The sequence below is a fragment of the Streptomyces sp. NPDC008238 genome, from assembly GCF_042956445.1.
Taxonomy (GTDB): Bacteria; Actinomycetota; Actinomycetes; order Streptomycetales; family Streptomycetaceae; genus Actinacidiphila.
Map to the genome: position 1 here is coordinate 433,242 of NZ_JBIBGK010000001.1, position 25,390 is coordinate 458,631.

The following is a 25,390-nucleotide window of genomic DNA, read 5'->3' on the forward strand; positions in this document are numbered from 1 at the left end:
CGGAGGCGGCCCGGTCGCCGCGATCCGGGCCACTCTGCCCCGCCGCTCGCGGCCCGGTCAGCCGGCGACGGCGAAGGAGTGGTGCTCGTGGGCCACCAGCCAGCGTCCCTCGTGCTTGCGCAGCCCGAGCGTGAGCCGCAGCCGGAGTCCGGGGTCCGCGGCGAAGTCCTCCGCGGTTCCGCAGCGGAGCAGGGCGTGGGCGAACGCCACGTCGTCGCCGGCGGTGACCTCCAGGGACACGAGCTCGAACGCGGCGCCGCCGGCCTGCCACGCGAAGAACGGCGGCCACACCTCCCGGTACGCGGCCAGGCCACGGACGCCGTCGTGGGGAGGCGGGACGTCGAACATCACGATGTCCTCGGCGTGGTCCGCGACCACCGCGTCCAGGTCGCCGCGGTGCACCGCCTCCGCCCAGCGTTCCACCAGCGCCCGGATCCGTGCCTCGTCGTCCCGCATGCCGGCCCCTCCCGTGCCGCCCGCGCGGCGGACACCCACCGGCGTCATCCTGCCACCCGGGGGTCCCCCGCGAGTGAGCCGAAGGGGCGCGCGCCTGTCGAAAAGGAGAGCACGCGGAGGCTCCGAGGGACGAGGAGCCGAGCATGGTCGACTGTCGACAGGTGCAGAGGGCGCCCCGGAGGCGAACCGAGCCCCGAGAAACGGTGCGCGTGGGGCGCGTGGGCGGGAATCCCGTGAGTCGGTGCGGTGGCGTGCCCGCCGGATTAGCGTGCGGGCATGGCACTCCGCTTCCCTGCTCCGGTCACCATCGACGGCCGGTACGCGCGGCTGGTCCCGCTGTCGCCGCTGCACGTACCCGCGCTGTTCGCCGCCGCGCGCGCCGACGACGGCATGTGGCGCTGGCTGTCGACGACACCACCGGGTTCACCGGGCGAGATGGCGTCGCTGGTGGAACAGCGGCTGGCGCAGGCGGCGGCGGGGGAGTCCGTGGTGTTCGCGGTCGTCCCGCACGCCACGGAGCGCCCGTCGGGATGGGCCGCGTACATCGACGTCTCGGTCGTCGACGAGCGCGTGGACATCGGCTGGAGCTGGCTGGACCCCGCCCTGTGGGGCAGCCCGGTGCACCTGGAGACCCACTTCATGCTGGTCTACTACGCCTTCGAGGACCTGGGCTTCGGGCGCGTCCAGTGGCGCCTGGACGACCTGGACCTGCCGACCCAGGACGCGGTCTCCCGCATCGGCGGCATCCGCGAGGGCGTGCTGCGTCGGCACTGCCGCCGCGTCGACGGGTCGTGGCGCGACACCGTCTACTACTCCCTGGTCGCCGCGGAGTGGCCGGCCGTGCGGGAACGCTGGATGGCGGGCTGGATCCTCGAATGAGGCCGGGGGGCCGCCGAGGGCGTCAGTGCCCCTTGCGCGTGCGCCGCCAGGAGAACGGCCCCGGCAGGTCGACGGACTCGGTGCGCTCACCGCGGGTGTTGACCGTGTGGTGGACGCCCTTGCTCCCGGTGGTGATGGACAGCGAGCGCTTGTTGATGTTCAGGCGGACGCCGGGCAGGATCCGGAACGACTTGCGGAAGTGCAGGGGCATGTCGTGCTCCTTTGCGAGAGTGCGGTCTGGAGTACGTGTGCCCTGCTGACGCCCTTTCATCAGGGGCTCTTCGCGGCGGAGTCGTGCGACGCCGGGTCAGCCCCCGGGGCCGAGCTCGAACGGCACCCGACCGACGCCTTCGGCGCCCCCGTGCCGCTGCGCCGGGCCGGGGACACCGTCGGCGTTACCCCGCTCGGTCACCCCGGTCTTCCTCTCGGCGGAACCCGGGGGCGGGTGACCGCGCGGGGCTCAGGCCCCGGCCGCGTGGGCCCAGAACGCGCGCATCGTCGCCGGGGCCGCCGGGCCGGTCAGTTCGACCTGGGTGAGCAGCACCGTCACCGTGTCCGTGGCCGGGACGATGTGCGCCGCCGTGCCGGTCCCGCCGATCCAGCCGTAGCGTCCCGGCACGTTCCAGGGGGCGAGAGGCACGACGTCCACGGACCCGCCGAACCCCCAGCCCTGGCCCTCCAGGAAGAGCTCGTTCGCGCCGCGCTCCTCCGGCGGCAGGTGGTCGGTCGTCATCAGGCGCACGGACTCCTCCGACAGCAGCCGCCGGCCGCCCGCGGTGCCGCCCGCGAGCAGCATCCTGCCGAAGGCGTACCAGTCGTCGACGGTGGACACCAGGCCGCTCGCGCCGGACGGGAACGCCGGAGGGCTGCTCCACTGCCCGCCGGGGGCGTCCACCAGCTCGAGACCTCCCGGCGGATCCGGACGGTAGTAGCCGGCGAGGCGGCCGATGCCGTCGGGCGGTACGGAGAAGCCGGTGTCGGTCATGCCCAGCGGTCCGAAGATCCGCTCCGCCAGGAACTCGGGCAGCGGACGGCCGGACACCCGCGCGACCAGGACGCCCTGGATGTCGGAGCACGTGTTGTAGAGCCAGGCCTCACCGGGCTGGCGCAGCAGGGGGATCCCGCCCAGCGTCGCCATCCAGGCGTCCGGCGCCATGACCTGCTGCGGCCGGGGCGGTCCCTGCAGCAGCTCGCCGCACAGCGGGGCGAGCGCGGGCAGGGAGAAGTCCGCGGGGAATCCGTAACCGGCGCGCGAGGTCAGCAGGTCGAGGACGGTGATCGGCGCCGCCGCCGGCACCACGTCGTCGAGCGCGCTCGCCGGGGTGCGGACGACCACGGGCCCGGCCAGCTCGGGCAGCCAGGCGGCGACGGGGTCCGAGAGGGCGACGAGCCCGTCGTCGACGAGCATCATGACCGCCGCGGCGACGACCGGTTTGGTGATCGACGCGATGCGGAAGAGCGAGTCCCTGGCCATGGGGGCCGGGTCCGCGACGCCCAGCGTCCCCACGGCCGCCACCTCCACCCGGTCGCCGCGCGCGACCAGGCCCACCGCCCCGGGCACCGACCCGTCGTCCACGAACGCCTGCAGGACCTCGCGCAGCCGCGGCTCCATCGCCTCCACCTTCCCTCGTGTGCCGTCACCGGGAAGGACCCCCGGAGCGACGAGGACTCATCGGTGCGCGGGCGGCGCCCCGTTCGGCGGTGTGTTGCAGGGGGCGGCCCCGGGCATCCGCGTAGCGTACCGAAGGCCGGCCCGTATCGGGGTGTACACGGAGGAAAGGGCACCGGATCCATGCAGCAGGAACGCGGTGGCCGCTGTGACGTGATCGTGGTCGGGGCGGGCGCCGCCGGGCTGGCCTGCGCGGCGGACCTCGTCGTGGCGGGCCTGACGGTACGGGTGCTGGAGGCCTCGGACGCCGTCGGCGGACGGATGCGCACCGACCGGCACCGCGGCTTCCTCCTCGACCGCGGCTTCCAGGTCTTCAACACCTCCTACCCCCAGGTGAGGCGCCGTCTGGAGCTGGAGGCGCTGCGGCTGCGGCCGTTCACCCCCGGCGTCCTGGTGCACACCTCCAGCGGTCGGCTGCGCTTCGCCGACCCGACCCGCCCGCCGTACGCGACCGCCGACCTGCTGCCCGGCCGGCTCGCGTCGGGGCGCGACCTGGCGGCGCTGGGCGTCCTGAGCGCCCGTGACATGGTGCTGCCCGCGGGCAGGCTGCGCGCGGGCGCCGACACCACGACGCTCACCGCGCTGGCCGCCGCGGGCATCTCGCCCGAACTGGTGGAGACCCTGTTCCGGCCGTTCCTGTCCGGGGTCTTCCTGGAGGACGAACTGGAGACCTCCAGCCGCTTCTTCCACTTCGTCTGGCGCAGCATGCTGCGCGGCACCCTCGCCCTGCCCGCCGAGGGGATCGGCGCCGTGCCCGCGCAGCTCGCCGGGCGACTGCCCGCCGGCACGGTCCGCACCGAGGCCCCGGTGCGCGAACTGACCGGCGACGGGGTGCTGCTGGAGGACGGCACGGACCTCGCCGCGCCCGTCGTGGTGGTGGCCACCGGACCGAGAGCGGCCGCACGCCTGCTGCCCGGCCTCACGACCCCGCCCACCCGGACCGTGACGACCTACTACCACGCCGCCGACGGGTCGCCGCTCGCCGAGCCGACGCTGATGGTGGACGAACGCCGACGCTTCCTCAACACGGTGGTCCTCACCGAGGTGCAGCCCGGACTCTCCCCGGACGGCCGCGCCCTGGTGGCGACCTCGGTGCTCGGCGCGCCGGGCCCCGCCGACGAACCGGCCCTGACCGCCGCGCTGTCGGACGCGTACGGCGCGGACGCCGCCGCCTGGGAGCCGTTGCACCGCTGCACCGTGCGCGAGGCCCTGCCCGCGATGCCGGCGCCCCATCCGATGACCCGCACGACCCGCTTCGCCCCGGGGCGCCATGTGTGCGGCGACCACCGGGCGACCGGGTCGCTCCAGGGCGCGCTGGCCTCGGGCACGCGGGCGGCCCGCGAGGTGCTGTCGGACCGCCGCAGGGCGGCGACGCGGCTGCGCTGAGCGCCTGAGTTCCCGGAGCCCCCGGGTGCCGGGGGCGGCGGTGCGCCCGGGCGCTCAGTCGATCGCGGCGTCCACCAGCACGGTGGCGATGGCGCGGGCGTGGGCGCCCGGGCCGCTCGCGTTCAGCGCGGTGCTGCGCGAGACGGCGCCGTCGTACAGCAGGGCGAGCCGCTCGCCGAGTTCCTCGGGGTCGCGGGCACCGGCCTGCCGCGCGAGGGCGGACAGCCTGCGGGCGAACTCGGTCTTGTAGGCGGCCACCAGCACGTGGACCGGGTGGCCGGGGTCCGGGACCTCGACGGCGGCGTTCAGGAAGGGGCAGCCGCGCAGCGGGCCGTCCATCGTCCGCGGGCGCCAGTCGAAGATCGCCAGGAGCTGCCCCCGCGGGTCCGGGCAGGGCTCCCCGGGGACCACCTCGGGGGGGAGCAGGCCGTCCTCGAGTGCGCTCAGGTAGGCCTGGACGAGGTCGTCCTTGCTCGCGAAGTGCGTGTACAGGGTGCGCTTCGACACGTTGGCGACGGTGGCCAGCTGGTCCATCCCGGTCGCGTTGACCCCCTGGGCGATGAACAGCTCCGTCGCCGCCTTGAGGATCCGCTCCCGGGCGCCTCGGCCACTGCGCCGGCGTACGGGGGAGGGTGTGTCGCTCATGCGTCGAGGATACCGATCGTTTTACTTCACCGGAAACGGCCCTGCACCTCGCGCTGCCGAACTTCCCCGCCTGGCGCGTCGCCGGAGCCGTCACGCTCACCGAGCTGCGGAACCTGGCCCCCGTCGCCGGCATCCAGGTCGAGTACAGCCTCGTGGAGCGGACCGCCGACCGCGAGCTGCTGCCCATGGGCCGAGGGCCTCGGGCTCGGTGCCGCCCTGTGGTCCCCGCTCGGCGGCGGCCTGCTCACCGGCAAGTACCGAGGCGGTTCCGAGGGCCGGCTCAGCGACTTGAAGACGCTGATCCACACCGAGTCCTCCGCCCGGAAGACCGCGGTCGTCGACACCGTCCTGGCCGTCGCCGAGGAGACCGGGGCGACGCCGGCGCAGGTGTCCGTGGCCTGGCTCCGCGAGCGCGCCGCCCGCGCCGCCACCTCCTTCGTGCCGATCATCGGCCCGCGCAACACCACCCAGCTCGAGGACTACCTCGGCGCGCTCGACGTAAGGCTCGCCCCGAGCAGTACACGCGCCTGAGCGAGGTCAGCGCCGTACCGCTCGGCGTCCCCCACGAGGCCACCGCCGGCATGATGGGCCGCCTCCGCGGCGGCGACGCCTCCCTGGTGGCCGGGCCGGTGCGGCCGGTCGCCTGATCCCGTGCGGCGGAGGCGGCACCGGTCACCGCGACGGGGGCCGCCGCCCCGCGGGCTCCGGTGGACCGGATCCCTCCGGTCCGCGATGCTGGGGATCCGCACCACGGGCGAGCCGGGGCGGCGAGCAGAGGAAGGACGGCGCGGCATGCCCATCATCTCGCGCGGATTCCACGGCCGGCGCCCCACGTCGGGCAACAAGCTTCCGCCGGGACAGTACGAGACCTTCGACTTCCCGGTCATGTCCGCCGGTCCCACCCCGCGGATCTCCCACGACGACTGGGAGTTCACCGTCGTCACCGAGGACGGCACCCGCCACCGCTGGAACTGGGCGGAACTCGTCGCGCTGCCCGCCGAGACGCCGACGGTCGACCTGCACTGCGTGACGAAGTGGTCCAGGTTCGGCACCCACTGGCGGGGCGTCTCCCTCGACACGCTGCTCGCCGACGTCGAGACCGCCGCCGAGTACGCCCTCGTTCACTCCTACGGCGGCTACACCACCAACCTGCCCCTGGAGGACCTCCTCGACGGGCAGGCGTGGATCGCCCACGAGTACGACGGCGACGAACTCGCGGCCGAGCACGGCGGTCCCGCCCGGCTGCTGGTCCCGCACCTGTACCTGTGGAAGTCGGCGAAGTGGGTCCGCGGCATCCGGCTGCTCCTGGAGGACGAGCCCGGCTTCTGGGAGAGCGTCGGCTACCACGACTACGGAGACCCATGGCGCGAACAGCGGTACCAAGGCGACTAGGCGACCGCCTGCGCTGGCAGGCGGCCGAACTGGCCGAACGGCGAACCGAGTCGGTGGCGGCGTGGACCCTCGTGTTCGACGTGCCCGGCTGGCCGGGCCACCTGCCGGGCCAGCACGTCGACGTCCGGCTCACCGCGGAGGACGGCTACAGCACCCAGCGCAGCTACTCCCTGGCGTCCGCCGCCGACGGCGACCGGGTCGAACTGACCGTCCAGCGCGTCGAGGACGGTGAGGTCTCGCCCTACCTGACCGACGACCTCGCCGTGGGGGACGCCGTCGAGATCCGCGGCCCCGTCGGCGGCTGGTTCGTCTGGCACCCCGGGCAGACCGAGCCGGTCCTGCTGGTCGGCGGCGGCTCCGGGCTCGTCCCCCTCATGGCGATGCTCCGCGGCCGCGCCGCCGCGGGCAGCCGCGCCCCGTTCCGGCTGCTGTACTCCGTGCGCACGCCCGAAGACCGGTTCTACGCCGCCGAACTCGACCGGGGCGCGCCCGGCGTCGACACAACCTACCTCTACACCCGTTCGGCACCGGACGGCGGCCCCCGCCCCGCGGGCCGGATCCAGGCGCGCGACCTGGCGGAATGGGGCTGGCCCGCGGACTTCGAACCCACCTGCTACGTGTGCGGACCCACCGGCTTCGTCGAGACGGCCGCGGGACTGCTGGTGGCCCTGGGGCACCATCCGGACCGCATCCGCACCGAACGCTTCGGCCCCAGCGGGGGCTGACCCCGCGTCACCGCACCTGAGGAGACCACCGGCCATGACCGAGCGCTACGCGGCCCGCCTGATCGAGGTGCCCGACGAGGGCGTCCGCCTCCACCCGGAGCAGGGCACGGCACCGCCCGAGAGGCCGACGGAGGTCAACCTGCTCGGCATGGCCGTCGCCCTCGCGCTCGGTGCGGCCGGCTACGAGCACCACCCGGCCCTGCGCGACCCCCGGCTGCAGACCCTGGAGGCACTGCTCGCGGGCGAGGCCGTCATGCCCTGGCGCCCGCCCGCCGCGGAGGCCGGGACCGCCGCGTACGTCGAGTGCGAGCGGTCCGGCTCCGGCGTCTTCACCTGCGCCGTCCGTCACCGGCCCGCCGAAGGGGCCTGACCCCCGCGCCGGGGTGGTACCGGCGTTCCCAGGTTCACCGGGGCCTGCCCGTCCTGCGATGGAGGGCGCCGCGCCCGCTGTTCCAACGGATCGACGGGTGGTGGTCCGGGACACGGCCGCCACGGAGACCCGAACGAGGAGAGCAGTGCCGATGCTTGCCACCGCCGCCCCCGGGGACCGATGGTTCGTGGGCTTGCAGTTCAGCACCCCCCGCGGTGCCGTGCGCAGCCACTACTACGTGGTCGGAGAGGCCGCCGACGCCGACGACGCGGTGCGGACCGCGATGGACCGTGCCGCGGACGCCTACGAGCGCGCGGCACGGGAGGACGCCGTGATCGACGGCGTCGAGGTGCGCCGGCTGTGCTGGAACCCCCTGGGCTGGGCCTACCTCACCGCCCCCGACCGCGCCGGTGGCACGGAGGACCGGTGGGCCTCCTCCGCGGGAGGCGGGTGCGCGACGGCGTGGAGCACCTGATCACCCTGGACGACTCCGGGCGCATGGTGCCCACGGACCGCACGGCCCTGGCACGCGCGGTGGCCGCCCTGTCGACGGACCCCCCGACGGTCCGGGCCCGCTGCGCCGGGCGGGCCCGGGACTCCTGGTGCTGGGCCGCCACGAGGAGGCCGTCGCATTCCTGGAGCGCTCACTTGCGCTCGCCGACGAGCGGTTCGCCGTCGCCGTGCACATCAACCTGGGCGACGCCCACCGCTGCGCCGGTGCCCCGGACGCGGCCGGGCCCCACTACCGGCAGGCCCTGCGCCTGGCCGAGGAACACGCACCGGACCTGCTCTCCTTCTGCTGCCGGCACCCGGGCAGGCATGGCCTGGAGCAGGGACGCACCGAGGAGGCCCGCGAGTGGCCGGCGAAGGCGCTGCGGCTCGTCGACCGGGCCGGACGCCCCGTCCGCCGCCGCTCCGCCCCCGGTGGCGCGGCCGGACCATCGGCGGGTTAACTGGGTGGGTCGATGGGAGGTGGACCGTGCCTCGTGACCAGCGACCCGGGCGCGGACCGTCAGCGTGAGCGGCACCGGCGCCCCCGACGGGGCGGGCATCTACGAAAAGGCCCTGTTCGAGCAGGCCAGGACGGCCCTCGAGGTGTACGACCTGCGACTGCGCGTCCTGCGGGCCAACCCCGCGGCGCTCGCCGTGCGCGGCCTGCCCGAGGACGCCGTCGTCGGCGCCGCGCTCGCGGACCTGGACGACGGCATCCCGCTCTCACCCGTCATGCAGGAGGTCCTGGACAGCGGCTCCGCGGTCTCCGACCGGCCACCGATCCGGGCACCCTCCACGACTACGCCGTCACCGGCTACACCCTGCGGGACGACGGGCGGGCCATCGGCGTCGCCGCGATGGTCCACGACGTGACGGAGGAACTGCGCAAGCGCAGGGAACTGGACCTGCTGAACATCGCGCGCGCCACCATCGGCAACTCGCTGGACCCGCTGCGCACCGCGCAGGAACTGGCCGACATGGCGGTGCCGTGCTTCGCGGACGCCGTCGCGGTCGACCTCATGGAGTCCGTGCTGACCGGGGACGCGCCCGTCGGCCCGGTCACGGTCCGGCTGCCGATGCGCCGCGCCGCCTTCTCGTCCCGCGACGGGCAGTACGGCGCCTACGCCGTGGGCAGCGCCAGCCACTTCGCGTTCCCCACGCCGTACACGCAGGCCCTGGGCGACCTGCGGCCGCGGCTGGTGGAGGCGGTGCCGTCCTCCGGCGGCTGGCTGGTGCACGACCGGGCGCGCGCGCGGACTTCATCGCCCGCTCCGGGGCGCACTCGCTCATCGTGACGCCGCTGACCGTCCACGGGCTCGTCATGGGCCTGGCCAGCTTCTACCGGGGCGACCCGCGGACGTCCTCCTTCGACGAGGAGGACCTGTCGCTCGCGACCCAGCTCGCCACCTGCACCGCGATCTGCGTCGACAACGCCCGCCGCTTCACCCGCGAGCACACGGTCGCGACCACGCTGCAGCGCAGCCTGCTGCCCCGCATGCCGCCCGAGGCGGCGGCGGTCCGGTCCTCGCACTGCTACATGCCGGGCCGCTACGGCGCCCACTGGTTCGACGTCCTGCCCCTGTCGAGCTGCCGGGTGGGGCTGGTCATCGGGTACGTCCCCGGCGAGGACCTGCAGGCGTCCACCGCGATGGGGCGGCTGCGGACCGCCGCCTCCACGCTGGCCGCGATGGACCTCCCGCCCGACGAACTGCTGGCCCACCTCGACGACGTGGGCCGCCGGCTGGCGCTGGAGCAGGACGCGGACCCCGTCACGCTGCACCGCGCGCGGCCGCCGTTCACCGCCTCCTGCCTGTACGTGACGTACGACCCGGTCACCCGGGAGTGCGCGGCGGCCACCGCCGGGCACGCCGCCCCGCTGGTGACCGCCCCCGACGGGGTGGTGAGCACGCTGGAGGTGCCGCCCGGGGCGGGGCTCGGCCAGGGCTCGCCCTACGAGACGGTGACGAACGACGGGGTGGTGAGCACGCTGGAGGTGCCGCCCGGGGCGGAGCTCGGCCAGGGCTCGCCCTACGAGACGGTGACGAAACGGCTGCGGGCCGGGCGCCTGCTGACGCTGTACTCGGACGGCAGCAAGCGGCGGCACCCCGCCGAGGCGGAGGAGAGGCTCAGCCGGCTGCACGAGGTGGTCGCCGATCCCCGGACGTCCCCCAAGGAGGTGTGCGACCAGATCGTCTACAAGGTGCTGCGCGGTGCGACCCCGCAGGACGGCTCCGCCATCCTGGTGGCCAGGACCCGGGTCATCGAACCCGGCCACATCTCCAGCTGGACCTTCCCCGCGGAGGCGTCCTCCGTCCGCGAGGCCCGCCGTGCCGCGCACGGTCGGCTTGCGGAGTGGGGGCTGGAGGACCACGCACCCGTCACCGACCTGGTGGTCAGCGAACTCGCCACCAACGTCGTCCGGCACGCGAAGGGCCCCATCCGGCTGCGGCTGATCCTCGACCGGGCACTGACCGTGGAGGTGCACGACGACGCCGACACCGCGCCGCACCTGCGCCACGCGCGGCTGCAGGACGAGGGCGGCCGCGGTCTCTTCCTCGTCGCCTCCCTCACCCGGCACTGGGGCACCCGCTACGAGGAGACCGGCAAGACGATCTGGGCCGAGCAGGAGCTGACGGACGCCTGACGCGGGCAGGGGCCCTCTTCGTCCGCACGCCGCCCTCTCGCCCGGACCCAACCGGTGGCGGGGTGGCAGGGGAGGGCAACTAGGCGGACGTCGCGGACCGTCTTCCGCGGTGCGCGATCGGGACGCCGCGACGGACCCCGGGTTCCGGGAGCACGCCCCGCCCCGGACGCAGAGCCGAACCCGTCGCGGACGCGCCCCGGTCCCGGGCGGTGACCTCGGGGTACCCCGGCGTGGTCGTTCCGCTCCTCCCGGGCACGACCGCTCTCCGGCCTCCCGGGGCGGCTGCTAGGGTGGCGCGGATCTCCGAATCGGGAACCAAGGGAGTCAGAACGTGGCGGGTGACGACGACATCTCCGGGTGATACCGGGTCTCCTCGGCCACCGGCGGGTGCGCACGATGCGCCGGCGCCGTGGCCGTTTCGTCATGCCTTCCCACACCTCCCTTCCCGCGCGGCGGCGCCTTCGCCGTGCGCGGCGACCTCCCGAGGGCCCACCCATGTCCGACGCGTACGTCATCTGCGCCCATCTGCCCTTCTCCTGGCCTGACGGCACCCCCGTCCTTCAGGACCTGTCCTTCACCGACGGCGGCGGGCGGATCGCCCTGACCGGCCGCGACGGCGCCGGCCAGTCCACGCTGCTGCGCCTGCTCCACGGCGACCCCGAACCCGGGGAGGGCGGTCTGGTCAGGCGCGCCGACGGCGGCGTCGCCCACCTCTCGCAACGTCTCGACGGGCCGGACGCCGACCGCACGGTGACCGAGAACCTCGCGCGGTTCGCCCCGGCCGCACCGGCGGGCGAGCGGATGAACCCGCTCGCCCGCTTCCCGTTCCGGGGTTCGCGTGCGCACCTGCCGGTCCGGGTGCTGTCCGGGGGCGAACGCCTGCGCGCCGTCCCGGCCCGCTTCCTGTGCGCCGAGCCCGCCCCGCACCTGCTCCTGGACGAGCCGACCGACAACCTCGACCTGGTCAGCCACGACGAGCGCTGCATCGAGCGGATCGGCGCCGGGCGCCGACCGCACCTTCCGGAGGGGCGGCTGCGGGAGACCGGCGCCGCTCCCGCGTAGCCCGGCTCCGCGCCCGGCCCCGGTCCGGGCCCGCCCCCGCCGTCCTCCCCGCCCCGCCGTCCTCCCCGCCCCCCGTCCTCCCCGCCCCGGCCGCCGTCACGGCGGCCGGGGCCTGCGACCCCTTCCCCTGGTGATGCCGTGAACCAGCCAGTCCTGTCCGCCCTGTCCGCCCACGACCTCGTCCGCACCTTCGGCGGCCGACGTGTGCTCGACGGCTTCTCCCTCACCGCCGCCCCCGGGCACCGGATCGGTCTCGTCGGCGAGAACGGCGCCGGCAAGTCGACCCTCCTCGAATTGCTCGCCGGAGTGGCCGAACCCGAGGCCGGCACCGTGGTCCGCCCTCCCGACCTGGGCTTCCTGCGCCAGGAACTGCCCTTCCCCGGCAGCGCGACCGTCGGCGACGTCCTCGACGACGCCCTGCGCGAGGCGCGCCGGTCGCTGGCCGAGCTCGACCGTCTCGCCGACGCCCTCGCCGCGACCCCGCAGGACGCGCCCGGCCACGGCGAACTGCTCGACGCGTACGCGGCGGCGCTCGACACCGCACAGACCCAGGAGGCCTGGGACGCCGACCGCCGCGCCGACGTCGTGCTCGCCGGTCTCGGCCTCGGGGACGTCACCCGCGACCGCGAACTGGCGCGGCTGTCCGGCGGTCGGCGCGGCCGGCTGGCGCTCGCCGCGCTCCTGGTGCGACGGCCCACCGCGCTCCTGCTCGACGAGCCGACGAACCACCTCGACGACACCGCCGCGGCCTTCCTGGAGGAACAACTGCGCGGCCTGCCGGGCGCCGTGGTGGTCGCGAGCCACGACCGGGCCTTCCTCGACGCCGTCTGCACCGATGTGATCGACCTCGACCCGGCGGCGGACGGCCCGGTCCGCCACGGCGGCAACTACAGCGCCTACCTGAAGGAGAAGCACGCGGAACGGGCCCGCTGGCAGCGGCGCTTCGAGGCCGAGCAGGAGGAACTCGACCAGCTGCGGGGGTCGGTGGAGGTCACCGCGCACCGGGTCGCGCACGACCGGCCGAAGCGCGACAACGAGAAGATGGGCTACGGCCACTCCGGCGGCCGTGTGCAGCAGCAGATCTCCCGCCGCGTGCGCAACGCCGCCCGCAGACTGGGCCAACTGGAGCGCGACCAGGTCGCCAGGCCGCCGGAGCCGCTGAGGTTCCGCGCTGCCGCGCTCGCCGCCCGGTCCGCCGAGGGCGTCCTCCTGGCGCTGCGCGACGTCCATGTGCCCGGCAGGCTCACCCTGGACCGCCTCGACGTGCCGGCGGCCGACCGGCTGCTGGTCACCGGTGTGAACGGCGCGGGGAAGTCGACCCTTCTGGCGGTGCTCGCCGGGCGGCTGGCGGCGGCGGGCAGCGTACGCCGCAGGGAGGGCCTGACCGTCGGGTTGCTCACCCAGGACACGGTCTTCGAGCGGCCGCACCGCACGGCACGGGAGACCTACCTGGCGTCGCTCGGCGCCGGGCGCGCGGAGGCGGTGCCGTTGGCCGACCTCGGGCTGCTGGGCGCCCCGGAGCTGGACCGGCCTGTCGGGCAGCTGTCCGTCGGGCAGCGGCGCCGGCTGGCCCTGGCGCTGCTGGTGGCCGACCCGCCCGAGCTGCTGCTGCTCGACGAGCCCACCAACCACCTCTCGCCGCGGCTCGCGGACGAGCTGGAGGACGCGCTCGGCCCGGGACCGGGCGCGATCGTCGTCGCCAGCCACGACCGCCGGCTGCGTTCCCGCTGGAGCGGCCGCGAGCTGCGGCTGGACGCCTCGTGACCCGTACCGGGCCCGCCGCGCCCCACGCCCCGCGGGTGTAACCTTCAAAAACGCAATGGAGGGTTACCAGGGAACGGGGGCGCCGAGCATGACGGCCGCTACGACGGACGACGACTTCCTGCTGGAGCTGCTCAACACGACCCCGGTCGTCGACGGGACCCCGGTGGACGAACTGGCCGGCCCGGACGCCGGCCGCCGCTGGCTGCGCGCCCACGGCGGCACGGGGACCGCCCCGGAACTGCGCCACCTCCTGGCGGCGCGCGACGCGCTGCAGGGCGTCACGCGCGGCGAGGGGGATGCCGCGGACCTCCAGGAGCTGCTCACCGGCGTGGCCCGGGTACCGCGGGTGGCCGCGCACGGCATCGACTGGGTGCTGGAGGCGCCCGCCTACCGCATGCCGGCCGTCCGCGCCGTCACGGCCTGGGGCGCGCTCCAGGAGGGCAGGCCCGGACGTCTGCGGCCCTGCGCCAACGACGAGTGCCGGCTGTTCCTGCTCGACCGCAGCAAGGCCAACACCGCCCGCTGGTGCTCCATGGCCGCCTGCGGCAACCGCATGAAGGCCCGGCGGCACCACCGCCGCGCCCGCGCCACGGCCGCCGACTGAACGTACGACCGGCGGGGCGTACGACCGGCGGAACGTACGACGGCGGCCCGGGACCACAGGGGTCCCGGGCCGCCGAGGGCCGCCACGCCGCCCCAGCCCGTCACCAGGGCGGCGAGGCGGGGCCGGTCAGTCCTTCGCGCGCACCGGCAGCCGCCAGTTCGGCCGCGGGAAGTGGCAGGTGTACCCCTCGGGGTAGCGCTCCAGGTAGTCCTGGTGCTCCGGCTCGGCCTCCCAGAACGGCCCCACGGGCTCGACCTCGGTGACGACCTTGCCGGGCCACAGGCCCGCGGCGTCGACGTCGGCGATGGTGTCCTCCGCGACCTGCTTCTGCTCGTCGTCCACGTAGTAGATCGCCGAGCGGTAGCTCAGGCCGATGTCGTTGCCCTGGCGGTTCAGCGTCGACGGGTCGTGGATCTGGAAGAAGAACTCCAGCAGCGCCCGGTAGTCCGTCGCCTCGGGGTCGAAGAGGATCTCGATCGCCTCGGCGTGGGTGCCGTGGTTGCGGTAGGTGGCGTTGGGCACGTCGCCGCCCGTGTAGCCGACGCGGGTCGCGACGACGCCGGGCTGCTTGCGGATCAGGTCCTGCATGCCCCAGAAGCAGCCGCCCGCGAGTACGGCCCTCTGTGTCTGTCCTGCCATGTCAATCCTCCGAATCGGTCCTGTCACCATTGTCGAACAACCCGAGGTAGGCCCCGTAACCTTCCCGCTCCAGGTCGTCGGCGTGGACGAAGCGCAGCGAGGCGGAATTGATGCAGTACCGCAGGCCGCCGGTCTGCCGGGGGCCGTCGGGGAAGACGTGCCCCAGGTGGCTGTCGCCCACCGCCGAGCGGACCTCGGTGGCCAGCAGCCCGTAGCCCGGGTCGGGACGCTCCACGACGGTGGTCCGGTCCAGCGGCCGGGTGAAGCTCGGCCAGCCGCTGCGGCTGTCGTACTTGTCGACCGAGGCGAACAGCGGCTCTCCGGAAACCACGTCGACGTAGATTCCGGGCTCCTTGTTGTCCAGGTAGGCGCCCGTGAAGGGGCGCTCGGTGCCGTTCTCCTGTGTCACGCGGTACTGCTCCGGTGACAGTCGCGAGACGGCCTCCGGGTTCCTGCGGTAGCCGGTCACGGTCCCTCCTTGCTCGCGGCTCTCTCTTTTCCGTACGCCCATTGGTGGCGCGCAACGGCCGGGTCTTACCTCCCGGGAGTGGGCGGTTTCCGGCGGCCGTTCCCGGCGGGCGCGGCGGGGCGCCGCCGTGGAGGTGGGGGCGGGCGGCCGCGTCTAGGATCGCTGCATGGGTTCCGCAGAGAACGACGGCCGGGCCGGCGACGGCGGCCGCGGCGGCCGCACCCTGGACGCGGAGTCCGCGCAGTGGGTGCGGGCGCTGTCCGCGGACGGCGAGGTCCGCGAGGAGGCGACCGGCCGGCTGCACGCGCTGCTGCTGCGGATCGCCTACGCGGAACTGAACCGGCGAGGGTCGCGGCACGGCATCACCGGTCCGGAACTGGACGACATCGCCCACCAGGCGGCGGGCGACGCCCTGCTGTCGATCACCCGGAAGATCGGCGAGTTCCGCGGCGACAGCCGCTTCACGACCTGGGCGTACAAGTTCGTCATGCACGAGGTGTCGAGCAAGCTCGGCCGCCACTTCTGGCGGACGGCCGGCGTGCAGCTCGACCCCGAGGCGTGGGAGCGGCTCCCCGACCGGCTCGGCGTCGACCCCGTGCACCAGAGCGAGGCCCGCGAGCTCGTCGAGGCCCTGCACGAGGCCGTCGACAAGGAGCTCACCGAGCGGCAGCGCCGGGTCTTCACCGCGCTCGCGGTGAACGACGTCGACGCGGACACCCTCGCCGCGGAGCTCGGCACGAACCGCAACGCGCTCTACAAGACGATGTTCGACGCCAGGCGTAAGCTCCGCGCCCGGCTCGCAGCCAACGGACATCTGCCCCTGACGACAGCGAGGCGCTCATGAACGCATGGCAGGGCCTGGACGACCTCCTGCGCAACGATCCGCTGGACCCTGGCTGCGACGCCGCGCTCGACCTGATGGACGTCTACCTGGAGCTGTTCCTGGCCGACGCGGCACCGGAGCGGAGCCACCCCGGTGTCGCGGCGCACCTGCGCGGCTGCCCGTCCTGCGCGGAGGACTTCCGCGGTCTGCTGGCCGCGGTGACCGGCGGCTGAGCGCGGTCAAGCGGTGAGGGGCGGGTTCCGCCGGTACGGGAGGACGTCCTCCGCCCGGACCGGGACCCGCCCGTCGGCGACGTACCGCGGGGTGAACCTGACCCGGCGGCCCGTGCCGCCGTCGTCGCCGGGGGTCCCGGGCGCCGTCCAGTCGACCTCCGCGGTGCCGGACAGCTGCAGCGTCGTCCCCGTGGGGAAGTCCACGAAGAGCAGGGCCGCGGCCGGATCGGCGGCCAGGTTACCGAGGCTGTTGAACATGTTGTTGCCCGGGTAGTCCGGCCACCACAGGCCGCCGTCCTCCGTCACCCGGACGAAGCCCGGCGGGCCGCCCCGGTGGGAGACGTCCGCGCCGCGCACGGGGTGGGCGGTGCCGAGGAAGAAGGTGTCGACCCGGGCGACCAGGGCGGCCTGCGCCGCGTCGAGCCGGTCCGCGGCCCGCGCCCCGGCGGGCGCGTCCCCGCCGCCGGGGCCGCCTGCCGGTGCGGGCCCGAGCACGCGCTGCTGGATGTACTGGGGGCAGTTCCCGTACGCCTGGTCGACGGCGAGGTCGAGGCCGGCGTCGCCGGCCGAGGCGAGGGTGCCGTTGAGACGCAGCCGGCGGCGGTTCGCGAAGTCGATCACGATCAGGGCCGCCGCCCCGCCGGCGGGAAGTCCGGCGAGCGGGTCGCCCGCGCCGGGACGGGCCGCGACCCGTACGGTGTCGCCCCGGGTGGTGAGGAAGCCGGGGGCGCCCGTGAGCGGGGAGGCCCACAGGCGACCCTCCTCGTCGTGTGCGCCGAGCACGGCCAGGTCGCGGTCGGCGAGGAAGAGCGCCACTCCGCCGCCGAGGCGCGGCGGGTCGAGCATGCCCCGCAGGCGCGCGGCCTCCTCTGCGACGCCGGCCCGTCGCTGGACGGCCAGTTCTCCCTCGTGGAAGCCGGTGTGGCGGGTCATGGCCCTCGCAATCGTCGTACGTGCGGTGTGTGGGGTGCGGGGGTGGGGGCCTGTGGGGCGCGGGGCTCAGCGCGGGAGGCCGGCCCCGTCGAGGAAGCCCAGGACCAGTTTCGCGACGGGCTCGACGTGGGTCTCGAGGAGGAAGTGGCCCCCGTCGAGCAGGTGCACCTCCGCCCGCTGCGCGTCGTCGGCGAACGCCCGGGCGCCCTCGGGGCCGAAGACGGGGTCGTTCTCACCCCAGACCGCGAGCACCGGCACGGGGTGGCTGCGCAGGTACTCGTGCAGGCGCGGGTAGAGCGGGAAGTTCGTGGCGTAGTCGCGGAAGAGCGCGAGCTGCACGAGGTCGTTGCCGGGCCGGGAGACCAGCTGGAAGTCGTGGTGCCAGGTGTCGGGGCTGACGGCGGTCTCGTCCGGCACTCCGGTGACGTACTGCCACTTGATGCCCTCCAGGCTCAGCGCCGTGCGGACGCCCGCCTCGGTCTCGGGGGTCTGCGCGCGCTGGTAGGCGCGGACGTCGTCCCAGAACTCCTTGACGAGCCCCGCCTCGTAGCCGTTGCCGTTCTGGGTGACGATCGCGGTGACGGCGCCGGGGTCGCCCAGCGCGAGGCGCCAGCCGATCGGCGCTCCGTAGTCCTGCACGTAGAGCGCGTAGCGCGTGACGCCGAGCCCGTCGAGCAGGCCCTTGGTGAGGCCGGTGAGGGCGTCGAAGGAGTACGCGAACTCGTCGGTGCCGGGGGCGTCGGAGAACCCGAAGCCGAGGTGGTCCGGAGCGATGACGCGGTAGCGGCCGGCGAGCCTCGGGATCAGCTCGCGGAACATGAACGAGCTGGTCGGGAAGCCGTGGAGGAGCACGATGACGGGCGCGTCCGCCGGGCCCGCCTCCCGGTAGAAGAGCCGGTGCCCCTGTACCTCGGTCCAGCGGTGGTGCACGGTGACCATGTCTAACCCCTTCGATTCGCTTCAACGGTTACATGCAAACAGGATCGGGGTAACCTGTCAAGCGAGTGATGAGGGTTAGCCCGGAGCCGGGCCGGCGCGGGTGGGAAGCGATCGCGGCCCCCTGGTGTTGTGCATGGTCACAGGGGACTTCGGGCGCCCGCCGGACGTACGGCCGGCGGAGCCCGCGACAGGGACGGAAGACGCAGATGACTGGTACGGCCACGGCGCAGCGCGCGAAGGGCAACGAGGAAACCCGGATCGTCACCCCCCGGCTCGTCCTGAGGCCGTGGCGCGCCGACGACGCGGAAGCGGCACTGGCCGTCTACGGGACGGACGACGTGACGCGCTGGCTGGCCCCGGCGATGACCCGGCAGGCCGACGAGGAGTCCATGCGCGAGCTGATGCGCTCCTGGGACGAGGAGGGCGCCGCTCTGGAACGGCCGGCCGGACGCTGGGCGGTCGAACTGCGCGAGACCGGCGAACTCGTCGGCGGAGCCGCCGTCCTGCCGCTTCCGCCGTACGGCGTCGACCTCGAGATCGGCTGGCAGCTCGCCCACCCGTTCTGGGGCCGGGGCCTGGCCACCGAGGCCGGACGCGCCCTGGCGCGTTACGCCTTCGCCTCCGGCGTCGACGAACTCTTCGCCGTCGTCCGCCCGCGCAACGACCGCGGCGCCGCCACCGCCCGCAGCGTCGGCATGGAATGGGTGGGGGAGACCGAGAAGTACTACGACCTGCGGCTGCAGGTGTACCGGCTGCGCAAGGGGGAGTTCGAGGCCTCCGACGCACCGGGGCCGGCGGCCTGACGCGGAGCCCGCGTTTGACGCGGGGCCCACGCGAGGAGGCCGGAAAAGCCGGGTGCCGGACCGTACGGAGCACGGTCCGGCACCCTTGTGTCACACACGGCGCGTCACCGCGCCGCCGTCACTGACCTGGGTCAGTGACGGGCCGCTGCGCGACGCTTGCGGTTCGCGAAGAGCAGACCGCCGCCGGCGAGCAGCGCGACGGCCGCACCACCCGCGAGGAGCGGGGTGGAGCTGGAGGCACCGGTCTCGGCGAGGTCGCCGGCCGGGGACTCGTCGGTGGAGGGGGTGGAGGGCGCAGCGGAGGGGGCCGTGCCGGCCGACTCGCTGGGCGCCTCGCTGGGCTTGGGAGACTCGGTGGTCTTCGTCTCCGTCGGGGTGGGGGTCGGGGTCGGCGTGGGCGTGTTCTGACCCTCGCAGACCGGGGCGGTCTTGTCGTCCTCGAACGAGTAGCGGTCGCCGTCGCCGGCCTTCACGCTGAGGTGGAGCTTCACCTCGGCGCTGTGCGCCGGAAGGTCGACCGACTGGTCGAAGGAGGACCCGAAGGTCTCCGTCAGCAGGTCCTTGCCGTCCGCGGTGATCGTGACGGTGTTCTTGACGCCGCCGTTGTACGCCTTCAGGTGCACCTCCACCTTGGAGCAGTCCGCGCTCCAGTTGGGGGTGTGGGCGGACGCCGGGGTGGCGCACAGGCCGAGACCGATGACGCCGGTCGCGGCTGCTGCTATCAGGGTGCCGGGGCGGTACCAGGCACGGCGGGGGGATGCGGTCACGAGTTCTCCAGGCTGTAAATCCGATGCCAATGGCAGCCGCAATCTACTCCCCCTCTTCACACCGCTCACTGCCACCCCACAGCTAACGCGGAAACCTGCGGGAAAACGCCCGATTCGCCTGATGTGCACGGCCGTTGTCGGACCCCTGCTGAAGACTGCCGCCATGTCCTCGAACGACGGCACCGCCGCCCTGCCCGACCCCGCCGCCCTGTTGGCGGAGACCGACTGGGCCGCCCTCGCCCACGCCTACGGGCCCGCCGACGGCACCCCGGACGACCTGCTCGGCCTCCTGCACGACGACCCGGAGGTGCAGGCGGAGTCGCTCGGCCGGCTGGAGATGTCCGTCCTGCACCAGGGGTCGTTGTACTCCGCCACGCCGCCGGCCGCGCTCTTCGTCGCGGGCATCCTCGGCGACCCCCGCACGCTCGCCGTCCACGAGAGCTGGTTCCCCTGGGACGACCGCGTGCGGCCGCTGCGTGCGGCGCTCCTGGAATGGCTCGGCGAACTCGCCGAGTCCGCGGCGTACGAGGACGAGGAGGCCGTCGACGACGAGGCCGCGTACGACGAGGAGTGGGCCGAGGAGATCGCGGCGGTCGAAGCCTGCCGTGCCGTCCGGCCGCGGCTGTTCGACGCGGTCGCGCCCTGGCTGGACGACACGGACGCCACCGTCGTGGAGGCCGCCCTCGGCGCGGTGACGCATCTGCTCAGGGCGCCCGAACTCGCCGACCGCGTACCGGTGGCGGCCGAGCGCCTGGAGCGGGTCGTCCGGGGCGGCGGCGAACGCCGCGAACGGGCGGGCGCGGTCATGACGCTGAGCGCCTGGGGCCATGACACCGGTGGCTTCCTGGCGGACCCCGACCCGGCGGTGCGTGCCTGCGCCGCCCTGGGCACCACCGGCCCCGGCGCCGTGCCGGCCCTGCTCGACGCGCTGTCCGACCCCGCTGCCGCCGACGCGTGGTTCGCCGAGCCACTGCCCCAGTTCGACGGCTGGTTCCGCTTCACCCTGCTCCGCGGACTGCTCGACCGCGCCCGGGACTTCGACGAGGTCCTCCCGGCGGCGCTCGCGCTGGCCCCGATGTGCAGCCAGTACACCGTCGACCGCGAGTGGGGCCCGCTGCTCGCCTGCGCCTTCCCGGGCCCCCGCACCCCCGGACGGCCGCTGACGGAGGCCCAGAGCGCCTTCCTGCGGGCCCTGGTCGCCCAGGACGACTGCTGGGGCACCATAGCCAACCGCGTCTCCTGGCTGCGGTCCGCGGGGCTCCCCACCGAGCGGGAACCGCTGCGTGCGCTCCTCGCCGCCGCGCCGCCCGGCACGGCCTGAGAACGCGGCCCGCCCCCGCCGCCCTTCGGCGCGCCCGCCGGAGGTCACGTGCCGCAGGGTGCGCGGCGTCGTCCCCGATCAGCCGCCGCCGCGCAGGTAGCTCGCCCGTCCGTCGTCGTCGAGCTCGAACGGCCCCTCGGGGACGACGCAGAACTCGTTCCCCTCGGGGTCGGCCATGACCAGGAACCCGCCCTCCGCGTACTCCTCGAGCACCCGCCCGCCCAGTGCCTCGATCCGCGCCCGTTCCGCCCCCGGATCCGCTGAGGCCACGTCGAAGTGGACGCGGTTCTTCCCGGCGGTGGGCCGCTCCGTCCGCTGGAAGCCCAGGCCCGGCCCCTCGCCCCGCGCGAGCCACACGTAGGGCCCGATCCGCGCGACGACCGGGCGCCCCAGGAGCTCACCCCAGAACGCCGCCAGCCGCTCCGGATCCACGCAGTCGACCACAAGGTCCTTGACGCTCAGATGACTTCCGCTCATGATCCAATGCTCGCAGACCCGTTTCCGGGACTCGGTGGGAATGGCGCTCTGTGGGGGGAATGGTTGTCATGCTGGAATTCATCGCCATGGCTGTGATCGCGGTACTGACGGGTGGCGTGTTCAGGGCGGTTCATGCACGGCGGTCGCACGGGCGGGCGGCCCGGTCCCAGGCGGGGGTGGCGGTCGCGGTGCCCTGCCGGGTGTCGTGGCGGCGCGGTCTGGGCCGACGGGCCTTCATGTACGGAAAGCTCAGCGGTGGCGAGGACGGTGCGCTGTTCGCACGCCCGGTGAGGCGCCCCGTGCCGCTGCCGGTCGGTGGACGCGCCGTGACGAGCAGCAGTTGGCGGCCCGGCATGCAGGTACTGGACTACCGGACGCACGACGGCGATGAACTGCGGATCCTTCATTACGAGGACGACGTCGAGCTCGTGGTGCGCTACCTCCGATGCGCCGAGATCGGCGGCCGCTGAGCATCGCGTCCGCACCGACGCGGCATCGGCTCCTCGGTGCCGCGTCAGCTGCCGTCGAGGGGGAGCGACGCCACGAACTCCGCGAGGCCGGCGGCCCGCGGGGCTTCGGCGCGGGGGAGGAAGCGCCGGTAGTGGTCGGCGACGAGGCGGCGCAGTTCCGGCTCGTCCGGCGCGGCGCCGGTGAGTTCGAGGGCGGCACGGTAGGGCTCGCCCGTCATGCCCAGGGGGCGCGCCCGCGCGTCGAATCCGCAGGTGTACTCCTCCGGCAGCTCCCAGTAGGCCTCGGCACGGGCGACGTCCGCCAGGACATACATGTGGAAGTCGTCGTCGAAGAGGATCACGGGGCCGGTCGGTGCGGTCATCCGGTCAGCTTGGCGGAGGCCGCCGGCCTCCGCCAAGCAGTATGACGGGGGAGGGTGTCAGTCGGCGGCCGCGGGCTGCCAGGGGACCCCGGGGACGACGAGGGGGCTGCCGGTGACCGGGTCGGGGACGATGACGGACGTGAGGCCGAAGACCTCGTGGACGAGTTCGGCCGTGACGATGTCGCGGGGCGGGCCCTCGGCGACGACGCGGCCGGCCTTCATGGCGATCAGGTGGTCGGCGTAGCGGGCGGCCTGGTTGAGGTCGTGGAGCACGGCGACGACCGTGCGGCCGCGCCCGTGGTTGAGGCGGCGGACCAGGTCCAGCACCTCCACCTGGTGGGCGATGTCGAGGTACGTGGTCGGCTCGTCCAGCAGGAGCAGGTCGGTCTCCTGCGCGAGGGCCATGGCGATCCACACGCGCTGGCGCTGTCCGCCGGACAGCTCGTCCACCGGCCGGTCCGCGAGGTCGGCGGTGCCGGTGTGCTCCAGCGCCTCCGCGACGGCGCGTTCGTCGGCCTCGGACCACTGCTGCCACCACTTCTGGTGCGGCTGGCGCCCGCGCGCCACGAGGTCGGCGACGGTGATGCCGTCCGGCGGCGTGGGGCTCTGCGGCAGCACGCCGACCGTGCGGGCGATCTGCCGGCCGGGGATGCGGGCGAGTTCGGTGCCGTCCAGCAGGACCGTGCCGGAGCGCGGCTTGAGCAGCCGGCCCAGCGCGCGCAGCAGCGTGGACTTGCCGCAGGCGTTGGGGCCGACGATGACGGTGACCCGGCCGTCCGGGATCTCCAGGTCCAGGCCGTCGACGACGGTGCGGTCCTCGTACGCCAGGGTCAGCCCGCGGGCGGTGAGTCGGCTGGTACGGCTCATGGGGTGGTGCCTCCGGAACGGCTGCGGGTGCGGGCGATCAGCCACATCAGGTACGGGGCGCCCACGGCTGCGGTGAGGACCCCGACGGGGAGTTCGACGGGGGAGAACAGGCGCCGGGCCAGCAGGTCGGCGACGACGACCACGAGCGCCCCGGTCAGCGCCGAGGACAGCAGCGGGATCTGCGCGGTACGGGTCAGCCGCCGGGCGATCTGCGGGGCCAGCAGGGCCACGAAGTCGACCGGTCCGGTGGCGCCCGTCGCCACGGAGGCCAGGACGATGCCGAGCGCGGTCAGGCCGAGCCGTACCCGGTCCAGGCGGATGCCGAGGGCCACGGCGGTGTCGTCGTCGAAGGACGCCCCGCGCTGGGCCCTGGCCGCCCACAGCACCGCGGGGACCGCCAGGAGCAGCACCGTCGCCAGGGGAGCGGCCTGGTCGTAGCCGCGGCTGTTGAGCGAGCCGGTCAGCCAGACCTTGGCCTGCTGCGCGACGAGGAAGTCGCCCTTGGTGAGGAAGAGTTGCGTCAGGGAGCCAAGGGCCACCGAGACGCCGATCCCGACGAGGACGAAGCGCGACGCGTGCAGCCCGCGGCGCCAGGCGAACACGTAGACCAGCAGCGAGGCCGCCAGGCCGCCCGCGATCGACACGTACGGGAGCGCGGTGTGCGAGGCGAGGCCGAAGCTCATCGCGGCGACCGTCGCCGCGCCCGCGCCGTGCGTCACGCCGATGACGTCGGGGCTGGCCAGCGGGTTGCGCGCGACCGTCTGGACGAGCGCCCCCGCGACGCCGAAGGCGAGTCCGGCGAGCAGCCCCACGACCAGCCGCGGCAGCCGCAACGTGCCGACCACGAGCTGGTCGGGGCTGGGCCGGCCGAGGAGGACGTTGACGACCTCCACCGGGGAGACGAAGGACTCGCCGACGCAGAGGTAGACCACGACGGCCGCCGCCAGCAGCACGGCGAGCACGGCGGAGACGAGGACGGCCCTGCGGTGGACGAGGAAGCTGCCGCGCCCGCGGCGCAGCACGGTGTGCCCCGCGGGGCGCACGGACCGGGCGGCGACCGCGGCGGCGACCGCGGAGGGGGCGGGCGAGGGGACGGCCGGTCCGACGGCCCGCGCGGTCTTCGTGGCGCTCGTGGCGTCCGTGGGGCCCGGACCGTCCACACCGTTCGTGCGGCTCGTGCGGCTCATGCGGCGACCACCGTCCGGCGCCGTACCAGCGCGATGAGGAACGGCACGCCGAGCAGGGCGGTCATGACGGCCACCGGCACCTCCGAGGGCGGGAAGACGATACGGCCGAGCACGTCGGAGGCGAGGATCATCACCGGTCCGAGGAGGGCGGCCACCGGCAGCACCCAGCGGTGCGCCGCACCGACCAGGGCCCGGGCGATGTGCGGAACGGCCAGGCCGGTGAAGGCGATCGGACCCACGGCCGCGACGGCGGCGCCGGTCAGCACGGTCGCCCCCACGGCGCCCAGGACGCGGAGCAGCGCCACGTTGTGGCCGAGGCCCTTGGCCGCGTCGTCGCCGAGCGCGAGCGCGTCCAGGCCCCGCGCCATCAGCGCGACCAGCAGCAGTCCGGCCGCCACGAACGGCCAGATCTGGCCGATGACATCGCTGCCGCGGCCGCTGATCGAGCCGACCTGCCAGAAGCGGAACTCGTCCAGGGCGTGGGCGTCGGTGGTGACGACGCCGGAGACCACGGAGGCGAGGAAGGCGTTCATCGCGGCGCCGGCCAGCGCGAGCTTCACGGGAGAGGCGCCGCGGTAGCCGCCCGCGGCGACGGCGTAGACGGCGACGGCGGCGACCGCCGCGCCCACGAAGGCGAACCAGACGTACCCGGTGAGCGTGTGCACGCCGAGGAACGCGATCGCGCACACCACCCCGACGGACGCGCCCTGGCTGACGCCCAGGATGCCGGGTTCGGCGATGGGGTTGCGGGTGATGCCCTGCATCACGGTCCCGGCGACGGCGAGGGCGGCGCCGGCCAGTACGCCGATGACGGTGCGCGGCACGCGCAGCGCCCGCACCACCTGGGCGTCGTCACTGGTGCCGCCGTGCAGCAGGGCCTGGACCACCTCGCCGGGGGCGATCTGACGGCTGCCGACGGCCAGGCTCAGCAGGACGGCGATCAGCAGCATCGCCACGCACCCCGCCAGCCAGGCGGTACGGCGACGGGTCGGTCGCGCCATGCGCCGCGCTC

General features: G+C 74.5%; 32 protein-coding genes and 1 pseudogene. 19 read left to right on the forward strand and 14 right to left on the reverse strand.

The genetic code is table 11. The features are described from left to right. Window positions 1-57: 57 nt before the first annotated feature. On the reverse strand, window positions 58-456 hold the full coding sequence (locus tag ACFZAU_RS02005; protein WP_500550640.1) for a YybH family protein: 399 nt from the start codon (window positions 454-456) through the stop codon (window positions 58-60). Window positions 457-732: 276 nt separating this feature from the next. On the opposite strand from ACFZAU_RS02005, the gene ACFZAU_RS02010 reads away from it, so the two are divergent. Further along, the gene (locus ACFZAU_RS02010; RefSeq protein WP_500550641.1) at window positions 733-1,335 is read left to right on the forward strand and encodes a GNAT family N-acetyltransferase; all 603 of its coding nucleotides are present in this window, start codon (window positions 733-735) and stop codon (window positions 1,333-1,335) included. Between the two features lie 22 nt (window positions 1,336-1,357). On the opposite strand, the gene ACFZAU_RS02015 is transcribed toward ACFZAU_RS02010, so the two are convergent. Both ACFZAU_RS02015 and ACFZAU_RS02020 read right to left on the reverse strand, forming a co-directional pair. Beyond that, window positions 1,358-1,546, reverse strand: coding sequence for a DUF4236 domain-containing protein (locus tag ACFZAU_RS02015; RefSeq protein WP_499605552.1), 189 nt, complete (start codon window positions 1,544-1,546; stop codon window positions 1,358-1,360). A gap of 249 nt (window positions 1,547-1,795) precedes the next feature. After that, window positions 1,796-2,947 carry a serine hydrolase domain-containing protein gene (locus ACFZAU_RS02020; RefSeq protein WP_500550642.1) on the reverse strand — a complete coding sequence of 384 codons (1,152 nt, stop codon included), beginning with the start codon at window positions 2,945-2,947 and terminating at the stop codon, window positions 1,796-1,798. Between the two features lie 180 nt (window positions 2,948-3,127). On the opposite strand from ACFZAU_RS02020, the gene ACFZAU_RS02025 reads away from it, so the two are divergent. Then, window positions 3,128-4,390, forward strand: coding sequence for an NAD(P)/FAD-dependent oxidoreductase (locus tag ACFZAU_RS02025; protein ID WP_500550643.1), 1,263 nt, complete (start codon window positions 3,128-3,130; stop codon window positions 4,388-4,390). Window positions 4,391-4,444: 54 nt separating this feature from the next. Here ACFZAU_RS02025 and ACFZAU_RS02030 read toward each other — a convergent pair whose 3' ends face one another. Beyond that, window positions 4,445-5,035: a TetR/AcrR family transcriptional regulator gene (locus tag ACFZAU_RS02030; protein WP_500550644.1), complete on the reverse strand. Its 591-nt coding sequence runs from the start codon at window positions 5,033-5,035 to the stop codon at window positions 4,445-4,447. A 240-nt stretch (window positions 5,036-5,275) separates the two neighbouring features. On the opposite strand from ACFZAU_RS02030, the gene ACFZAU_RS02035 reads away from it, so the two are divergent. From ACFZAU_RS02035 to ACFZAU_RS02090, 12 genes and pseudogenes are all read left to right on the forward strand, one after another. Further along, window positions 5,276-5,566 carry an aldo/keto reductase gene (locus tag ACFZAU_RS02035; RefSeq protein WP_500551106.1) on the forward strand — a complete coding sequence of 97 codons (291 nt, stop codon included), beginning with the start codon at window positions 5,276-5,278 and terminating at the stop codon, window positions 5,564-5,566. A 261-nt stretch (window positions 5,567-5,827) separates the two neighbouring features. Next, a complete protein-coding gene (locus tag ACFZAU_RS02040; protein WP_500461774.1) occupies window positions 5,828-6,427 on the forward strand; it encodes a molybdopterin-dependent oxidoreductase in 600 nt (199 codons plus the stop codon). Beyond that, window positions 6,397-7,152: a ferredoxin reductase gene (locus tag ACFZAU_RS02045; RefSeq protein WP_500550645.1), complete on the forward strand. Its 756-nt coding sequence runs from the start codon at window positions 6,397-6,399 to the stop codon at window positions 7,150-7,152. The genes ACFZAU_RS02040 and ACFZAU_RS02045 overlap by 31 nt, the downstream gene beginning before the upstream one ends. Before the next feature lie 34 nt (window positions 7,153-7,186). Continuing rightward, window positions 7,187-7,522 carry a hypothetical protein gene (locus ACFZAU_RS02050; protein ID WP_499605536.1) on the forward strand — a complete coding sequence of 112 codons (336 nt, stop codon included), beginning with the start codon at window positions 7,187-7,189 and terminating at the stop codon, window positions 7,520-7,522. 151 nt (window positions 7,523-7,673) lie between these two features. Next, window positions 7,674-7,997 (forward strand): hypothetical protein, encoded by a 324-nt coding sequence (locus tag ACFZAU_RS02055; protein ID WP_500550646.1) that lies wholly within the window; start codon window positions 7,674-7,676, stop codon window positions 7,995-7,997. Between the two features lie 127 nt (window positions 7,998-8,124). Continuing rightward, the gene (locus ACFZAU_RS02060; protein WP_500550647.1) at window positions 8,125-8,475 is read left to right on the forward strand and encodes a tetratricopeptide repeat protein; all 351 of its coding nucleotides are present in this window, start codon (window positions 8,125-8,127) and stop codon (window positions 8,473-8,475) included. Between the two features lie 64 nt (window positions 8,476-8,539). Further along, window positions 8,540-8,887: a hypothetical protein gene (locus ACFZAU_RS02065; protein WP_500550648.1), complete on the forward strand. Its 348-nt coding sequence runs from the start codon at window positions 8,540-8,542 to the stop codon at window positions 8,885-8,887. Beyond that, window positions 8,884-9,309, forward strand: a complete 426-nt coding sequence (locus ACFZAU_RS02070; RefSeq protein ID WP_500550649.1) for a hypothetical protein — start codon at window positions 8,884-8,886, stop codon at window positions 9,307-9,309. The genes ACFZAU_RS02065 and ACFZAU_RS02070 overlap by 4 nt, the downstream gene beginning before the upstream one ends. Further along, entirely contained in the window at window positions 9,240-10,658 is a 1,419-nt protein-coding gene (locus ACFZAU_RS02075; protein ID WP_500551107.1) for an ATP-binding SpoIIE family protein phosphatase, read from the forward strand. Before ACFZAU_RS02070 ends, ACFZAU_RS02075 begins: the two co-directional genes overlap by 70 nt. Before the next feature lie 582 nt (window positions 10,659-11,240). Next, window positions 11,241-11,720: pseudogene (locus ACFZAU_RS02080) on the forward strand (ATP-binding cassette domain-containing protein); the annotation flags it as partial. Between the two features lie 138 nt (window positions 11,721-11,858). Further along, the gene (locus tag ACFZAU_RS02085; protein WP_500550650.1) at window positions 11,859-13,484 is read left to right on the forward strand and encodes an ABC-F family ATP-binding cassette domain-containing protein; all 1,626 of its coding nucleotides are present in this window, start codon (window positions 11,859-11,861) and stop codon (window positions 13,482-13,484) included. An 88-nt stretch (window positions 13,485-13,572) separates the two neighbouring features. After that, on the forward strand, window positions 13,573-14,088 hold the full coding sequence (locus ACFZAU_RS02090; RefSeq protein WP_500550651.1) for a CGNR zinc finger domain-containing protein: 516 nt from the start codon (window positions 13,573-13,575) through the stop codon (window positions 14,086-14,088). A 126-nt stretch (window positions 14,089-14,214) separates the two neighbouring features. On the opposite strand, the gene msrA is transcribed toward ACFZAU_RS02090, so the two are convergent. Continuing rightward, window positions 14,215-14,727 (reverse strand): peptide-methionine (S)-S-oxide reductase MsrA, encoded by a 513-nt coding sequence (gene msrA, locus ACFZAU_RS02095; protein ID WP_500550652.1) that lies wholly within the window; start codon window positions 14,725-14,727, stop codon window positions 14,215-14,217. A gap of 1 nt (window position 14,728) precedes the next feature. Next, window positions 14,729-15,196: a peptide-methionine (R)-S-oxide reductase MsrB gene (gene msrB, locus ACFZAU_RS02100; protein WP_499605522.1), complete on the reverse strand. Its 468-nt coding sequence runs from the start codon at window positions 15,194-15,196 to the stop codon at window positions 14,729-14,731. Window positions 15,197-15,362: 166 nt separating this feature from the next. On the opposite strand from msrB, the gene ACFZAU_RS02105 reads away from it, so the two are divergent. Next, complete coding sequence (locus tag ACFZAU_RS02105; protein ID WP_500550653.1) at window positions 15,363-16,040, forward strand: RNA polymerase sigma factor; 678 nt, start codon at window positions 15,363-15,365, stop codon at window positions 16,038-16,040. Beyond that, window positions 16,037-16,252, forward strand: coding sequence for a hypothetical protein (locus ACFZAU_RS02110; protein WP_499605518.1), 216 nt, complete (start codon window positions 16,037-16,039; stop codon window positions 16,250-16,252). The genes ACFZAU_RS02105 and ACFZAU_RS02110 overlap by 4 nt, the downstream gene beginning before the upstream one ends. A 6-nt stretch (window positions 16,253-16,258) precedes the next feature. Here ACFZAU_RS02110 and ACFZAU_RS02115 read toward each other — a convergent pair whose 3' ends face one another. Both ACFZAU_RS02115 and ACFZAU_RS02120 read right to left on the reverse strand, forming a co-directional pair. Then, window positions 16,259-17,185, reverse strand: a complete 927-nt coding sequence (locus ACFZAU_RS02115) for a pyridoxamine 5'-phosphate oxidase family protein (protein WP_500550654.1) — start codon at window positions 17,183-17,185, stop codon at window positions 16,259-16,261. Between the two features lie 66 nt (window positions 17,186-17,251). Beyond that, window positions 17,252-18,124: an alpha/beta fold hydrolase gene (locus ACFZAU_RS02120; protein WP_500550655.1), complete on the reverse strand. Its 873-nt coding sequence runs from the start codon at window positions 18,122-18,124 to the stop codon at window positions 17,252-17,254. A gap of 206 nt (window positions 18,125-18,330) precedes the next feature. Between ACFZAU_RS02120 and ACFZAU_RS02125 the strand changes: the two genes are divergently transcribed. Further along, on the forward strand, window positions 18,331-18,927 hold the full coding sequence (locus ACFZAU_RS02125) for a GNAT family N-acetyltransferase (protein WP_500550656.1): 597 nt from the start codon (window positions 18,331-18,333) through the stop codon (window positions 18,925-18,927). 131 nt (window positions 18,928-19,058) lie between these two features. Here ACFZAU_RS02125 and ACFZAU_RS02130 read toward each other — a convergent pair whose 3' ends face one another. Continuing rightward, window positions 19,059-19,694, reverse strand: a complete 636-nt coding sequence (locus ACFZAU_RS02130; RefSeq protein ID WP_499605510.1) for an LAETG motif-containing sortase-dependent surface protein — start codon at window positions 19,692-19,694, stop codon at window positions 19,059-19,061. Between the two features lie 163 nt (window positions 19,695-19,857). On the opposite strand from ACFZAU_RS02130, the gene ACFZAU_RS02135 reads away from it, so the two are divergent. Next, window positions 19,858-21,015, forward strand: coding sequence for a HEAT repeat domain-containing protein (locus tag ACFZAU_RS02135; protein ID WP_500550657.1), 1,158 nt, complete (start codon window positions 19,858-19,860; stop codon window positions 21,013-21,015). Window positions 21,016-21,093: 78 nt separating this feature from the next. Here the strand turns inward: ACFZAU_RS02135 and ACFZAU_RS02140 are convergent, their stop codons facing one another. Next, on the reverse strand, window positions 21,094-21,492 hold the full coding sequence (locus ACFZAU_RS02140) for a VOC family protein (protein ID WP_500550658.1): 399 nt from the start codon (window positions 21,490-21,492) through the stop codon (window positions 21,094-21,096). Window positions 21,493-21,551: 59 nt separating this feature from the next. Here ACFZAU_RS02140 and ACFZAU_RS02145 point away from each other — a divergent pair, with 59 nt between their 5' ends. Further along, complete coding sequence (locus tag ACFZAU_RS02145; RefSeq protein ID WP_500550659.1) at window positions 21,552-21,962, forward strand: hypothetical protein; 411 nt, start codon at window positions 21,552-21,554, stop codon at window positions 21,960-21,962. A 44-nt stretch (window positions 21,963-22,006) separates the two neighbouring features. Here ACFZAU_RS02145 and ACFZAU_RS02150 read toward each other — a convergent pair whose 3' ends face one another. Genes ACFZAU_RS02150 through ACFZAU_RS02165 form a run of 4 tightly spaced genes read right to left on the reverse strand, consistent with a single transcriptional unit; the run spans window position 22,007 to window position 25,379 of the window. Then, window positions 22,007-22,324, reverse strand: coding sequence for a hypothetical protein (locus tag ACFZAU_RS02150; RefSeq protein ID WP_500550660.1), 318 nt, complete (start codon window positions 22,322-22,324; stop codon window positions 22,007-22,009). A gap of 57 nt (window positions 22,325-22,381) precedes the next feature. Next, on the reverse strand, window positions 22,382-23,191 hold the full coding sequence (locus ACFZAU_RS02155) for an ABC transporter ATP-binding protein (protein ID WP_500461793.1): 810 nt from the start codon (window positions 23,189-23,191) through the stop codon (window positions 22,382-22,384). After that, on the reverse strand, window positions 23,188-24,378 hold the full coding sequence (locus tag ACFZAU_RS02160) for a FecCD family ABC transporter permease (protein WP_500550661.1): 1,191 nt from the start codon (window positions 24,376-24,378) through the stop codon (window positions 23,188-23,190). The genes ACFZAU_RS02155 and ACFZAU_RS02160 overlap by 4 nt, the downstream gene beginning before the upstream one ends. Continuing rightward, window positions 24,375-25,379 carry a FecCD family ABC transporter permease gene (locus ACFZAU_RS02165; RefSeq protein ID WP_500550662.1) on the reverse strand — a complete coding sequence of 335 codons (1,005 nt, stop codon included), beginning with the start codon at window positions 25,377-25,379 and terminating at the stop codon, window positions 24,375-24,377. Before ACFZAU_RS02165 ends, ACFZAU_RS02160 begins: the two co-directional genes overlap by 4 nt. Window positions 25,380-25,390: the final 11 nt, after the last annotated feature.